The organism is Microcystis sp. M169S2, from assembly GCF_020245865.1.
Taxonomy (GTDB): Bacteria; Cyanobacteriota; Cyanobacteriia; order Cyanobacteriales; family Microcystaceae; genus Microcystis; species Microcystis ichthyoblabe_A.
In genome coordinates this window covers 1-14,646 of sequence record NZ_JADBUB010000253.1, presented here as the reverse complement: position 1 = coordinate 14,646, position 14,646 = coordinate 1, and the positions used below count along the sequence as shown (strand labels likewise).

Below are 14,646 nucleotides of genomic sequence, written 5' to 3'. Positions count from 1 at the left end.
ACCGCAACTACCAAGACTCGCGGTTTTTATTCCCCTAATTGCCAGGTTATCTCTTCACCCGCTCGTAACGGCACCAGTCCGGATTCGGGAAATGGCAATTCATCGGGAATACGCCAAGGGGTTTTGGTTAAGGTGATTTGTTCCGTATTCCGAGGGAGTTGATAAAAATCCGGTCCGTGAAAGCTGGCGAACCCTTCCAGTTGCTCAAGCGCATCGACACTCTCAAAAGCTTCTGCGTACAACTCTAGGGCGTGCAGAGCCGAATAACAACCCGCGCAGCCACAGGAACTTTCTTTGCTGTAGCGAGAATGGGGCGCACTATCGGTCCCTAGAAAAAACTTGGGATTGCCCGATGTTGCCGCTTGCAAAAGTGCCAAACGATGATCCTCTCGTTTCAAAATCGGCAGGCAATAAAAATGGGGACGAATGCCACCGGTAAAGAGAATGTTTCGGCTAAACAATAAATGTTGGGGCGTAATTGTGGCGGCGACGTTGTTGTTAGCTGATAGAACAAACTTAACCGCATCAGCAGTGGTAATGTGTTCAAACACGACGCGCAGTTTCGGAAATCTCGTTATCAGTGGGAGCAAGTGCTTCTCAATGAACACTTTCTCTCGATCGAACACATCAATATCACCATCGGTGACTTCTCCGTGCAGTAGTAGCGGCATATCTACCTGCTCCATCGCTGCCAAAACGCCATCGCACCGACGAAGGTCCGTCACCCCCAAGTCGGAATTAGTTGTCGCACCGGCCGGGTAGTATTTCACCGCTTTGACAAACTGGGAGGCTTTCGCCGCCATAATTTCTTCGGGACTGGTATTATCGGTGAGATAGAGGGTCATCAATGGCTCGAACTGTTGACCCTCTGGAACTGCTGCCAGAATGCGCTCGCGGTAGGAGGCGGCATCGGCGACTGAGCGCACTGGGGGCTTTAAATTCGGCATGATAATGGCACGGGCAAACTGACGCACCGTATGGGGTAGAACCGCTTTCAGTGCCGCACCATCGCGGAGATGAAGGTGCCAGTCGTCGGGTCGAGTGATTGTGAGTCTTCGCATTTTTCCATCATACAACGGTTAGGAATCCCAGCGCCACAACTAAACACAAGAGAGAAGTCAATCTTCGGTCAGGGAATCAATTCCCTATTTCAGCAGTCAAGTCGGTTTTAACTAATAAGCTGCCGCGCATCTAAATTGGTCTAGGTCGATAAGATAAGGCTGGAACTGCGCTATTTATTTCTCTTTATTTATCATAAATTCAATTGGCGTACAAGTGAATTGCTTAAGACTAGATATTATTACCAAAAATCTAATCTATTTTTTAGTTTTTACCTCAGATGTAGCCGATGAAAACATTCAAATAATGACAGGAATCAGTCAAGCTTTATAGTCTAATCCCAATGGTAATAATCCCGAAAAACTTCTTGTTAATAATAACAATAAACCATTTTTATTTATAGTAAATTAGTGCCAAAAATAACCAAGATAGAGCAATTTCTTGAATTGCCAATAATTCCACATTAATCAATCCTATCCAAGATTGACTAACGCATCCCCTTGAATATTTTCTCGATCGAGCAGCTTTTAAGTCCCCAAAATCCTTACAATAGGAGATGAAGATAACCTGAAAAGTTGGAGAATATGAATTATCTCATTGCCGTGTTAGCTGATCGCATACAAGCAGAAGAAGCTTCCGTTGCCCTGGAAAAGGCGGGAATTCCCCAATCTCAAGTGACCATTCTCGGTCGCGGCTATAAAAGTGCCGATGAGTTCGGTTTGATCGATCCCTTTCAACAAGCCAAAAAACGGGCCACTCTCATGGCTTTTTGGCTAATTCCCTTCGGTTTTGCCGGCGGCTACCTTTTTAACCTGATTACGGGATTGCATACCTTTGATTGGGCCGGAGAACCGGGCAATCATATCGTCGGCGGTATTGCCGGGGCGATTGGGGGGGCGATGGGCAGTATTTTCGTCGGTGGTGGCGTGGGTTTATCGTCCGGCAGTGGCGATGCACTTCCCTATCGCAATCGTCTCGGTGCCGGAAAATATATTATTATCGTGCAGGGTTCGGAAAACCTGAAAAATCAAGCGACTCTTATCCTGCGTCAATTTAACCCCGAAAATCTGCAAGGATACGCCCTAGAAAGATGAACGGTTATCGGGAATAAGTTATCGGTCATCTGATTTTTTCCTAAGAATTTTTGATTAATTACCACAAAACAATGTTACCAAGAGAAGAATTACTAAAGGGTGTCGAGAACCGCGAGGAAATAGCGAAAGTTATTGATAAAGCCGAACAAGCGATTAAGACTTGGGAAGTGACGGTGACAGACTTTCTTTCTCCCGCAGTTTTGGCGGAAGTAGAACGGGTTTTTCAGCGTTTAACCGATGTGTCAATGGAAAAATGGGGCGGTTATCCCCAAGCAGAAAGACAGCGCCTCGGTATTGCTAGAGTTGATTTACCTTTGGCAGTAACAGATATTCCCCTATCTGCCCTTGATATTGCCGGTAATTTTCTTTTTGATACCGCTAACCATCGGGATTTTTTAGGGGCGATGTTGGGGACGGGTATCGTTCGGGAAAAAGTCGGTGATATAATCGTTTTAGGTGAGCGAGGAGCGCAGGCAATTGTAGTGCCTGAATTGGCGGATTTTTTATCTGCTAATTTGCGACAAGTGCGTTCAGTTCCAGTGAAAACTAGCCCGATTCCTTTGACGGAATTAAAAGTTAGACCACCGCAAAAAAAAGAAATTAATACGGTGGAAGCTTCCTTACGTTTGGATGCGATTGCCTCGGCGGGTTTTGGCATTTCTCGCAGTAAAATGGCCGAGGCAATTAGTGCCGGAGATGTGCGAGTTAACTGGAAAGATATCAGTCAATCTAGTTATAATGTTAAAACCGGTGATTTGATTTCTTTTCGGGGAAAAGGTCGTCTAGAAGTGGGTGAGGTTACTATAACCAAAAAAGAGCGCTATCGGGTTCATTTAACTAGATTTATTTAGTTTTTTCTGTCTCTAGAATTTGTCATTAGACAGATTAATTGCCATGGCTGAGAATTTCGCCTTAATCGTGCAACTGTGTCAAGTTAGTCCCATCGGTAAACTATTACCGGGGGCGCTTTATGTTCATCGAGAAGCATTACATCAACTGGATCCTATCCTCCAGAATTACGAACAACAAGCAAGAATTAATCAGCATTTATCTGAGGCAACAATAATTAAATTTAGCACCGATAAACCGAAAATATCCTATCTTTTTTATCCCGATTTTGATCGGGAACCTCACCCAGTTTTAACTAAAAGTTTAGTGGTAGATATGGGGACATTAATCTTAAGTGAATGGAATTATCAAAATGCTGATAATCCGCCTATTTTACACCGAAAAGAAACTTTTGTTACTAGGGACTATCCTTTTTATGAACAATTCGAGCATCTCACAAAAATCGAGAGTGCTTTAGGACTTTTAAACAGTTCTTATCCCATCGGTACTAAACAGGAATGGCAACGACTTTTAAGAAAGCATCACCTTGATTTTGCAGGAGATTATTTAGTTTGTAATCTAGAGGGACAAAAGGAAAAATCGATAATAATTGATCGCCACAAAGCCGCTCTTGTTCGCAAAACCCTTTCTCGTCCAGCAAGATTAGCATTAGCGGCGGGATTATTCCTTCCTGAAACCACTTTTTTTGATTACGGTTGTGGTTATGGAGGTGATATAGAACGCATAGCTGAACAGGGTTATCAAAGTGAAGGTTGGGATCCTTATTATCGTCCCGATAGTCCTTTAATTGAATCTGATATTGTTAATTTAGGCTATGTAATTAATGTTATTGAATCCGCCGAAGAAAGGCAAGAAGCTTTATTAAAAGCTTGGCAATTAACCCGTCAAGTTTTAATTGTTTCAGCACAGATTCTAATTGATGATAGTGAACGGGGTTTAATGGCCTATGAAGATGGAATTATAACCCGTCGCAATACTTTTCAAAAATACTATCAACAGGAAGAACTAAAACAGTATATTGATAGCACTTTGGGGGTTGATTCTATTCCAATAACTTTGGGAATTTATCTGGTTTTTCGAGAGGAGGAAAAAGCCGAAACTTTTCGTTTATCCAGATGTCGTTCCCGCGCTACCACACCTAAAATTAAAACCCATCTCAAACGCTTTGAAGATTACGAAGATTTATTAACTCCCCTGATGGAATTTTACACCCAGCAGGGACGTTTACCCGTCGCAGGAGAATTATTACAAGAGGAAGAAATTAAAGCAGAATTTGGGACTTTTAGACGAGCTTTTCAAGTGATTTTACAAGTAACAGAAGCGGAAGAATGGGAGATAATTGCCGATAAAAGACGCGCCGATCTTTTACTTTATTTAGCTTTAAGTCAATTTAGCCACTGTCCGAAAGTACGGGAATTATCCCCCGCTACCCGTGCCGATTTTAAAGCTTTATTTGGCAGTTATCGCAATGCTTGCGCTTTAGCAGAAGAAGTGTTAATAAGTGCGGGAAATTTGGCAGCGATCGCTCGTGCTTGTGAAAATAGTTCCTTAGGTAAACTTTCCCGTTATTCCCTAACTATTCATATTAGCGTTTTGGAAAAATTACCGATGTTATTACGCTTATATGAAGGTTGTGCTAGTCAAACTATCGGACGGTTAGAAAATGCTAACGTCATTCGTTTATCTTTTCGTCAACCCAAAATTTCCTATCTCTATTACCCCAATTTTGATACAGAAATTCATCCGATTTTAGCCACTAGCATGGATGTATATTTAGGTTCGGCTGATTTTAGTTTTCGCGATTATCGGGATAGTCCTAATCCGCCAATTTTACACGAAAAAGAGCTTTTAGTAACGGCTGATTATCCCAACTATGATAAATTGGTTCGCTTAACTCAATTAGAAAAGGATTGGGGATTGTTAGAAGATAGAAAAGCGATCGAACGTTTACAGGGTTGGCAAAAATGTTTAGAGGAGCATTGTGCTACAATCAAAGGCTATCAGATTCTGTGGCGAAAAGATGCCGATCCCTATAAAGTTAGGATTTTACGCGCTAAAATTAACGCCAGAAGAAATCAAAATAAGTCTTCCTGAGTAATTAAGTAAAATAGATGAGGTAATTAATTTTATGATGACTACGATTCGATTACAAGGATTAGAAGATTTCGAGTTAAAAGCGAATGATCCTGAACAAAGAATGTTTATTTCTGGGGTTAATTGGCAACAGTACGAAACCCTCTTAAAACATTTAGAAGATAGTTCCAGTTATCGCATTACTTACTTAGATGGAATGGTAGAAATTATGGCTCCTAGTCGTCGTCATGAAGTTAGCAAAAAAAATATAGGTAGATTGGTAGAAGTTTATTTAGAATATGCTGAAATTGATTTCTGGGGATTAGGTTCCACCACTTTGCGAAAACAGGAAAAAGAAGCGGGAAAAGAACCAGATGAATGTTTTTGTTTATTTACAGAAAAAGAGTTTCCTGATTTGGCGATCGAAATAATCTTAACCAGTGGCAGCCTGAAAGTTTTAGAAGTTTATCAAAGATTAGGAACTCAAGAGGTTTGGTTTTGGCAAGATAATCAGTTAAAAATCTATTCTTTACAGGAGAATGGCGAATATATTTTAATCCCTAAAAGTTCTTTATTACCGGATTTAAATTTAGAATTATTAGCCGAATACGTCAACCATCCTAATCCCCGTCTTGCCGTCAAAGAATTTCGCTCGCGTTTAACAGAAAATTCCCAGTTATAATAACTATTATTTTTCCATGAATTCTCAAGTAAAATTTAACCTATCTATCCTAGCGATATTTTTATTTTCTCTGGCGATAAGATTTTGGAATCTTAGTCAATTTAATACACTTGTTTTCGATGAAGTTTATTATGCTAAATACGGCAATGAATATCTAATTGGTAAAGATTTTTTTCAGTCTCATCCACCGTTAAGTCAATATTTAATTGCTATTAGTATTTGGATTGGTTCCCATTTTCCTGCCGATCCTGAAACCATTAATAATTTAACAGGTTCCCTGCGCTCAACTTTTAGTTATCGCTGGTTAAATGCTTTCACTGGTTCTTTTATTCCCCTAATTATTGGCGCAATTGCTTATCAATTAACCCAGAGAAAACCTGTATTTTTAATCACAACTTTTCTCGCTAGTTTAGACGGATTATTTCTGGTGGAATCCCGCTATGCTCTCAATAATATTTACTTGATTTTATTCGGTTTGTCTGGACAATTATTTTTTTTATTAGCACTCCAGAAAAATAAGAAAATCAATTGGCTATTATTATCGGGAGTTTCTTTCGGTTTAGCGGCAAATATTAAATGGAATGGCTTAGGATTTTTACTGGGAATATTTATTTTTATCGGTATTGCTTGGTTAATAAAATTATTTAATCAAGAGCAGTCAAAAGATCATCTTTGGACAAAGGCAACTAACCTGAGATTAGAGGACATTTTTATCGCCTTAATTGTCTTTCCTCTTGTTACCTATAGTTTGCTGTGGATACCGCATCTTCTCGTCAACCATCAATATAATTTTTGGCAAGTACATCAAGAAATTTGGTCATTTCATCAGAGAATCAAGGGTAATAAATCTGATGTTCATCCCTATTGTTCTCCCTGGTATAGTTGGTTAGTAATGGGGCGACCTGTGGCTTATTATTTTAAGAGAGTAGGTGATAAAATTTATGATGTTCACGCTATGGGAAATCCGTTTTTATGGTGGTTTTCTACGGGAGCGATTCTAGTGGTTTTTAGTCGATTATTTAACCGAAAAGAGCGAGTAATTTCCGCCTATCTTATCTGTAACTATATTGCCAATCTGCTGCCCTGGTTAAAAATTGGTCGCTGTACCTTTCTCTATCATTATATGGCTGCCTATAGCTTCACTTGGATTGCTCTAGCTTGGCTCTTAGCCGATGGTCTAGAAAGTTCCAGTCCTATTTATAAAAATTGCTCGCGCTCGCTGATAATTTTGATAACTTTTGCTTTTATCCATTGGCTACCAATTTATTTAGGTATTCCCTTGTCAGTGCGGGATTATTATCTGAGAATGATTTTTCCCAATTGGATTTAGGATGAAATTAGCCGCAAAAACTGATACAATAACATCATGATAAAAAGCGATCGCAGGAGTTATGGGTAAACAAAGAATCTTATCTGGTGTGCAACCAACCGGCAATTTACATTTAGGCAATTATCTGGGTGCGATCCGTAATTGGGTGGAGGGACAAAAAGACTACGATAATTTCTTTTGTGTGGTCGATTTACACGCGATCACCGTTCCCCATAATCCTGCCACTCTTGCGGAGGATACTTTAGCAATTGCCGCTTTATATTTAGCCTGCGGAATTGATTTAGAATATGCGACGATCTTTGTCCAATCCCACGTTAAAGCTCATACAGAATTAACTTGGTTATTGAATTGTATCACCCCTTTAAATTGGTTGACCGATATGATTCAATTTAAAGAAAAAGCGATTAAACAGGGGGAAAATGTTGGCACGGGTTTACTCGATTATCCCGTGCTGATGGCTGCCGATATCCTACTCTACGATGCCGATAAAGTACCCGTGGGAGAAGATCAAAAACAACATTTAGAATTAACCCGCGATATAGCTGTTAGAATTAATCATCTTTTTGGGCAACCGAAACAACCAATTTTAAAACTTCCTGATCCGATGATCCGCAAGGAAGGAGCGCGGGTGATGAGTTTAACCGATGGCCGGAATAAAATGTCTAAATCCGATCCTTCCGAGATGAGTCGGATTAATATTCTCGATAGTCCCGATGTCATTGCCAAGAAAATTAAACGCTGTAAAACCGATCTAGTTAAGGGTTTAACTTTCGATGATCCAGAACGTCCCGAATGCCATAATTTATTAACTCTCTATAGCATTTTATCGGGAAAAAGTCAAGAGGTGGTCGCAGCAGAATGTGCCGATTTAGGTTGGGGACAATTTAAACCGATGTTAACAGAAGTCACCATAGAATCTCTGAAACCTATTCGGGAAAAATACGCCGAAATTAGAGAGGCTAAAGATTATTTAGCCACAGTTTTGCGGCAAGGTCGTCTCAAAGCAGAAGCGGTGGCCAATCAAACTCTCGATCGAGTCAAAAATGCCATGGGTTATTTACCACCATTTTAGGGAAAATAAAACCAGAGATGTCTGGGGCGAATTTCTGCTAGGCTGTCCAGAGAAACTCGCTCTAATAACATTCATCGCCAGAGGGTCGCGAAATTCCGCCGTAATTTTCCCTAAAAATTCGTTTTCTATCTGTTGAGTTGGATTAGTTTTAGCTACTGCTTGCTGTAATTCTTGGCTATACTATGCTAGATGTTGGGACAATTCAATTATAGTTTTTTCTAGTTGTGATTAGCCTTTTTTAAGTTGTTTTCGCAGTTTCAATCATTGAAAATGCGATCGCTAATAAAAATAGCAGAGTCCGGCAGTTACCCCAAGACTAAGAATTGTTATCCCCGTGGGAATTTCCAACATACCCGACTCGGTTGCTGATATGTTGTAGGATTGTAATAAGAGGATTTTTTTCCTGAAAAATTGTCATATTTGAGGTTTTGATTATGCCTTATACAAATGAAGAAGGTGGACGCTTAAATAATTTCGCCGCCGAACCGAAAGTTTATCAAGCGGATCCCCCCACTAAATCGCAACAACGTAATTATCTTTTCTGGGGTGTTGCTGCGATCACACTTGTCGGTGGACTGTTAGCCGTCGCTTTTTACGCATCTCAAGCTGGCTAAAATTTAGTCCCTCGTAGTTGCGATTTAGCCCCTTTCACTCCTCTTTACCGCTAATATCACAACTACTCCCTATTTTAAGGCTTTTGACCCTGAATTAATGCCACTGCTGACTGAGACTTAGCCGCAGTCCCCTGTTTACCCTGAGATAACGCTAGACGAGCTGCTTCCTCTAAATCAGCGATCGCTTTTTCCCTGTTTCCCAATTTATAATGGGTTAAACCCCGATTGTGGTACGCTTCGGCAAAATTAGCATTGATTTTCAGACTCTCATCATAGTCCCTTAAAGCCATTTCCTGCTGTCCGGCTCGGTTATAGGCTAGAGCGCGATTATAGAAAATGCGATCCTGTCCTCTGGTTCCCTGTAAACTCAAAGCTTTTGTGTAATCCTCGATCGCTTCTGCGTGTCTTCCCAAGTCATCCTTAGCATTACCGCGATAAATAAAGAAATCAGCAAAATTTCCGTTTAAAGCGATCGCTTTTGTGCAATCCTCCACTGCTGCCTCGTATTTTTTCGTCAGATAATGCACATAACAACGATTACCGAGAGCATTAACATAATTGGGGTTGATTGTCAAGGCCTGGGTATAATCTGCGATCGCTCGCTCGTATTGGCCGAGAACTAACTCCGCATAGCCGCGATTATAGTAAGCATCGGCATCCTTCGGTTCTAATTGTAGAGCTTGAGTAAAATCTGCGATCGCCCCTGAGTAATCCCCTGCGGTTAAACGATCCACCCCCCGATTATAAAATTCTACAGCCTTCACGGGGTTAGCGGTAGTTTGAGCGCTTAGGGGAGAGATAGTCAGTAAAAAAGTCGCTATAGCTATAATAATTGTCAATTTTTTCTTAATTTTCATAATCCGTTCACCTAAACAATTCAAGGTAAAATTAAACAGCCCTACTTACAGGTCAAAATATCATGATTAAATCTCTTTTGGCGACTTTCCTCCTAATTACCACCCTTCTCTTTACCGCTTGTGCAACTCCCATCGCTGGACTGCAAGGATACACCAGTGGCAGCCAAGGCTATCAATTTTTATATCCTAAGGGTTGGACGCAGGTGGATGTGAAAAAAGTTGCGGGAGTAGATGTGGTTTTTCATGACTTGATCGAAACGAGCGAAAATTTAAGCGTTATTATTAACCCCGTCCCCGACAATAAAACTTTAACAGATTTAGGGACACCCTCGGAAGTGGGCTATCGTCTCCTGAAAAATAATAGTCTTAACCCCAATCTCGATAAGGAAGTAGAATTAATTCGCTCAGAATCCCATCAAATCGACGGCCAAGATTATTATATCCTCGAATATCAAGTTAAATTAGCCAACGGCCAAGAACGTCATAATCTGGCCAGCGTCACGGTTAATAATCATAAACTCTATTCTTTTAATCTTTCCACTTCCCAAAAACGTTGGACTCAAATTCAAGAACTCTTTGAAACTATCGTTGATTCTTTCTCGGTTAGTTAGGGAAATAGGCAACAGGCAATAGGGGAAATATAATAAATAAAAGTAATCTCCTGACGACCGAATCCTAAAAAAGTGAACAGTAATCAGTGATCAGTAATCGGTGGGGAAGTGGAGTGTGGTAACTGGTAACTGGTAACTGATTACTGATAACTGGTAACTGGTAACTGATAACTGGTAACTGATAACTGAATATGAGTAACTCGGAAGAAAATAGACTAGATAGACTCGAATCTCTTGCTGAAAATACCCTAACAGAACTACGGGAGATTAAATCAGGACTACAGGAGATTAGATTAGGATTACAGGAGATTAAATTAGGATTACAGGAAACCAATCAGGGATTAAAAGAAACTAGAGCGATCACTAATTCTAACGCTAAATCGATCGAAGCGTTAACTAATAGTCTTGCTGAGTCTAAAAAAGAATTGGAAAAAGACAGACGGGGACTTTATCAACTGCTAGGACAATTAACTCGATCGATGTCGGATTTTTATGAGGTTCAGTCAGATTTTTACAATCGATTTGACAAAATTGAAGAAAGAGAATCACGCATGGTTGAGATTTTAGATCGTTATTTTCCCCCCGAAAATCCTGCTAATTCCTAGCAGGTTTTGCCATAGCATTGTTAGGTTTTCCAGGTTGGGGAGATTTTTCATTTATCAGTTACTCCTGTCTTCTGTCCCCTGTCTCCTGTCTTCTATCTCTTTTTACTGAAAAAACTATGTCTATTCCCTTGATTCTTGCTTCCGCTTCTCCTGCGCGTAAAAAACTATTACAAATGGTGGGAATCGATCCGATTGTGCGGGTGAGTAACTTTGATGAATCGACAATTAATGCTGATGATACTCTCCATCTTGTCCAAACTTTAGCCCAATGTAAAGCACAAACGATCGCCCCCCAATTTGATACAGGATTAATTCTTGGTTGTGATTCCGTCTTAGAAGTAGCGGGGGAAGTCTATGGCAAACCCAAGGATAAATCAGAAGCGATCGAGCGTTGGCAAAAAATGCGCGGTCAGGTGGGTGTACTCTATACAGGTCATGCTTTAATTGATCGAGTTAATAATCAAACTTTGACTCGTTGTGGGATTACTAAAGTTCACTTTGCCAATATCAGCGATGAAACAATTATTGCCTACGTTAACACCGAAGAACCCCTCAAATGTGCCGGCTGTTTTGCCCTAGAAGGAAAGGGGGGTTTATTCGTGGAAAGATTAGAGGGATGTCACAGTAATGTTATCGGTTTAAGTTTACCCCTATTTAGGCAGATGTTAACGGATTTTGGCTACCAAATCACTGACTTTTGGTGATCTTTTTGCCGATAATTTTCCCAAATTTATTGGCAAAAGGGCTTGACAAATTATCAGACTTGTGTTAACCTTTTATTATAATGGGAATCCGTGTCGCCCTGCGAACCCCTCTTTTTTCTATCGGATAGCCCCAAAATTTTTAACCCTTTCCTTTTCACTTTTTCCCGAAAAAACTATGTCTTGCTTGCGCGTGGGAATTGCCGGTCCGGTGGGTTCAGGAAAAACAGCCCTGCTCGATGCCCTGTGTAAAAATTTGCGGGATCAATATCCGATCGCCGTAGTCACCAATGACATTTATACTCAAGAAGATGCCCAATTTTTAGTGCGATCGCAAGCTTTAGCCCCGGAAAGAATTTTAGGAGTAGAAACGGGAGGATGTCCCCATACAGCTATTCGCGAAGATGCCTCAATTAACTTAGTTGCCATTGAACAGTTAGAGAGAAAATTTGCTAACTTAAAGCTAATTTTTCTGGAAAGTGGCGGCGACAACTTAGCGGCAACCTTTAGCCCGGAATTAGTGGATTTAACCATCTATGTGATTGACGTGGCAGCCGGAGATAAAATCCCTCGCAAAGGTGGACCTGGTATCACCAAATCGGATTTATTGGTAATTAATAAAATAGATTTAGCCCCGATGGTGGGGGCAGATTTAGGAGTGATGGATAGAGATGCCAAAAAGATGCGCGGAGATAAACCCTTTATCTTCACCAACTTAAAAACACGGGAAGGATTAGATCGAGTGATTGCCTTTATCGAAAAGAATTTAATCTAGAGACAACAAATCCATAATTTAATCCTGGGGGCGACTGGGTATTTAAACCACTACAAAAATGTCTGCCTTAGTTAGTGTTAGTTCGGGGTTTAGGGTAGCTAATTGAACTTGTGTCGCGCCGCCTAAACCATCTGCATCGAAGAATAAAGCCCCGGTGGTTTTATTGTAAATAAAACGTTGACTGGCGGTAGTGGAGCTAGTTCCGATCAAAAATTGACTGGATTGAATTGCCGCATTAGCGACTAAACCAGCACGGAATCCCGAGGCAGAAACGTTAATCGTATCGTCAATCACGTTAAAATCAGTGATTAAATCGATACCTTGGCTGGGAGAAGAGAAGACAAAGCGATCACCTCCCGCACCACCTGTTAAAGTATCATTACCTAGATTACCAACTAATCGATCATTACCGCCCTGGCCATCAATGAAATCATTGGCATTAGTTCCTTCTAGATCATTATTATTTTGATTGCCGATAATGCGACGATTTACCTGTAAACTAAAAACATCACTGGTAGATAGTCCCCCTCGATCCCGGGCGGTAACTCGGATGTCAAGAATGCCCACATTAGCACCGGTAGGTGTACCAGCGAGAGTTCTAGTGGTTGGGTTAAAAGTTAACCAAGAGGGAAGAGGGTTATTATTACTGGGAGTAACACTATAGGTGAGAACATCTCCTGCATCTACATCAGTAAAAGTGTTAGCTGGAATCTGAAAAGTGAAGGGTTGATCTTGTAAGATTTGACGATCAGTAATCGGATTAACAAGAGTGGGAGTTTCGTTAACGTTGGTAACGTTGATAGTTAAGAATTTTTCAAAAAATAATCCATTCCCGTCGGTTGTCCTGACTCGAATGCTGTAATTATTAATATTTTCATGATTAAAGCCGCTCTTAGTTTTTAGTTGATTATTTTCAATGGTAAACAAAGAATTATTCGTAGAACCCGCCCCTGATACTAAACTGTAGGTAAAAGTATTTCCTCGATCGGGATCCGTGGTGCTAAAGGTACCTACCACTGTTCCTTGAGGTTGATTTTCGGCGATGCTACTGTTAGAAATATTTAGATCTGTGGGAGATTCATTAACATCAATTACATTAATCGTTAAAGATTTGTCCAAAGACAAACCCGCAGGATCTGTAGTTCTAACGCGAATGCTGTAACTACTCCGTCCCTCATGATCAAAGACCACATTGGTTTGCAGTTTATTGCCATTGATAGTAAAGAGATTATTGTCAGTGGCACCGATTCCAGTGACTAAATTATAGGTAAAAGTATTAGTAGGGTTAAGGGGGATATCTGTGGTGGTAAAAGTGCCGATAATTGTACCTATAGCTAGATTTTCGCCAATCCTGTTGTTGCTAAGGGTGAGGTCGCTGGGAGGTTGATCGATAATAAAATTAGCGGCGGTTAGGGGAGTTACCGAGGGATTAGATTGATTGGCGTGAACCACATCGATAGTGTTGCCTGTACTCAAAGTCAAACGGGTGACATTGAGAAAAGGACGGCTAAAAGTGGACAAAATACTACTAACATTAGTAAATCCTAAACTGGGGGAGATAATAATTTTCTCCGTCGCCACATCAAAATCGAGAATTTGATCTTGACCGTTATTCACCCCGAAGAAAAAATTGTCTTGTCCCGCTTCGCCAAAGATAATGTCATTGCCAGTACCGCCTTCAATCAGGTCATTGCCGACACCTCCCTGTAGTTGATCGTTGCCTTCCCCGCCGATTAACCAGTCATTGCCGCCACTGGCACTGTTATCATCAAATAATAAATCGTTGCCAGAACTTCCCTCTAAAACATCGTTCCCCGTACCACCAGAGAGAGTATCATTACCCTCATTACCGCGGAGAAGATCGTCGTTTTCTTGGCCAAATAATCGATCGTTACCGCCACCCCCTTCTAGAGTATCGTTTCCAGCGCCCCCTTGTAGTTCATCAGTACCATCGCCGCCTAAAAGTTGATCGTTGCCTGTCTGTCCGAAGAGAAGATCGTCCCCTAGGTTGCCTTGTAGGGTATCATTTCCCGCATCCCCAGAGATAGTATCATTGCCGTCATTACCGAGGAGAAGATCGTCGTTTTCCTGCCCGAATAATTGATCATTACCGCTACCCCCTTCCAGAGTATCGTTTCCAGCACCTCCTTGTAGTTCATCAGTACCATCGCCGCCCAAAAGTCGATCATTGCCTGTCTCTCCGAAGAGAAGATCGTCCCCTAGGTTGCCTTGTAGGGTATCATTTCCCGCATCCCCAGAGAGAGTATCATTGCCGTCATTACCGAGGAGAAGATCGTCGTTTTCCTGCCCCAATAATTGATCGT

14 protein-coding genes are annotated in these 14,646 nt (G+C 41.0%); 11 read left to right on the top strand and 3 right to left on the bottom strand.

Going from position 1 to position 14,646, the window contains the following annotated elements; all coding sequences use genetic code 11:
• Window positions 1-26: 26 nt before the first annotated feature.
• On the bottom strand, window positions 27-1,061 hold the full coding sequence (pyrC, locus tag IM485_RS22085; RefSeq protein WP_287745589.1) for a dihydroorotase: 1,035 nt from the start codon (window positions 1,059-1,061) through the stop codon (window positions 27-29).
• Window positions 1,062-1,643: 582 nt separating this feature from the next.
• On the opposite strand from pyrC, the gene IM485_RS22080 reads away from it, so the two are divergent.
• The 7 genes from IM485_RS22080 to psb34 all read left to right on the top strand — a co-directional run bounded on the left by IM485_RS22080 (window position 1,644) and on the right by psb34 (window position 8,773).
• On the top strand, window positions 1,644-2,153 hold the full coding sequence (locus IM485_RS22080; protein ID WP_002789175.1) for a hypothetical protein: 510 nt from the start codon (window positions 1,644-1,646) through the stop codon (window positions 2,151-2,153).
• Between the two features lie 71 nt (window positions 2,154-2,224).
• Window positions 2,225-3,004 (top strand): photosystem II electron transport protein, Sll1252 family, encoded by a 780-nt coding sequence (locus IM485_RS22075; RefSeq protein WP_104396004.1) that lies wholly within the window; start codon window positions 2,225-2,227, stop codon window positions 3,002-3,004.
• 43 nt (window positions 3,005-3,047) lie between these two features.
• A complete protein-coding gene (locus IM485_RS22070) occupies window positions 3,048-5,096 on the top strand; it encodes a DNA phosphorothioation-associated putative methyltransferase (protein ID WP_104396003.1) in 2,049 nt (682 codons plus the stop codon).
• Between the two features lie 34 nt (window positions 5,097-5,130).
• A complete protein-coding gene (locus IM485_RS22065) occupies window positions 5,131-5,757 on the top strand; it encodes a Uma2 family endonuclease (RefSeq protein WP_104396002.1) in 627 nt (208 codons plus the stop codon).
• Between the two features lie 16 nt (window positions 5,758-5,773).
• The gene (locus IM485_RS22060) at window positions 5,774-7,087 is read left to right on the top strand and encodes a dolichyl-phosphate-mannose--protein mannosyltransferase (protein ID WP_287745585.1); all 1,314 of its coding nucleotides are present in this window, start codon (window positions 5,774-5,776) and stop codon (window positions 7,085-7,087) included.
• Between the two features lie 61 nt (window positions 7,088-7,148).
• Entirely contained in the window at window positions 7,149-8,159 is a 1,011-nt protein-coding gene (gene trpS, locus IM485_RS22055) for a tryptophan--tRNA ligase (protein ID WP_287745584.1), read from the top strand.
• 434 nt (window positions 8,160-8,593) lie between these two features.
• The gene (gene psb34 / locus IM485_RS22050; RefSeq protein WP_002732326.1) at window positions 8,594-8,773 is read left to right on the top strand and encodes a photosystem II assembly protein Psb34; all 180 of its coding nucleotides are present in this window, start codon (window positions 8,594-8,596) and stop codon (window positions 8,771-8,773) included.
• A gap of 74 nt (window positions 8,774-8,847) precedes the next feature.
• On the opposite strand, the gene IM485_RS22045 is transcribed toward psb34, so the two are convergent.
• Window positions 8,848-9,630 carry a tetratricopeptide repeat protein gene (locus IM485_RS22045; protein ID WP_104395999.1) on the bottom strand — a complete coding sequence of 261 codons (783 nt, stop codon included), beginning with the start codon at window positions 9,628-9,630 and terminating at the stop codon, window positions 8,848-8,850.
• A gap of 62 nt (window positions 9,631-9,692) precedes the next feature.
• On the opposite strand from IM485_RS22045, the gene psbP reads away from it, so the two are divergent.
• The 4 genes from psbP to ureG all read left to right on the top strand — a co-directional run bounded on the left by psbP (window position 9,693) and on the right by ureG (window position 12,322).
• The gene (gene psbP, locus IM485_RS22040) at window positions 9,693-10,241 is read left to right on the top strand and encodes a photosystem II reaction center PsbP (RefSeq protein WP_002789162.1); all 549 of its coding nucleotides are present in this window, start codon (window positions 9,693-9,695) and stop codon (window positions 10,239-10,241) included.
• A gap of 191 nt (window positions 10,242-10,432) precedes the next feature.
• A complete protein-coding gene (locus IM485_RS22035; protein WP_104395997.1) occupies window positions 10,433-10,846 on the top strand; it encodes an MlaD family protein in 414 nt (137 codons plus the stop codon).
• Window positions 10,847-10,962: 116 nt separating this feature from the next.
• Window positions 10,963-11,550: a Maf family protein gene (locus IM485_RS22030; protein WP_287745582.1), complete on the top strand. Its 588-nt coding sequence runs from the start codon at window positions 10,963-10,965 to the stop codon at window positions 11,548-11,550.
• Window positions 11,551-11,725: 175 nt separating this feature from the next.
• Entirely contained in the window at window positions 11,726-12,322 is a 597-nt protein-coding gene (gene ureG, locus IM485_RS22025; protein ID WP_002783242.1) for an urease accessory protein UreG, read from the top strand.
• Between the two features lie 42 nt (window positions 12,323-12,364).
• On the opposite strand, the gene IM485_RS22020 is transcribed toward ureG, so the two are convergent.
• The coding region (locus IM485_RS22020) for a putative Ig domain-containing protein (RefSeq protein WP_287745579.1) at window positions 12,365-14,646 on the bottom strand (2,282 nt) is incomplete at its 5' end.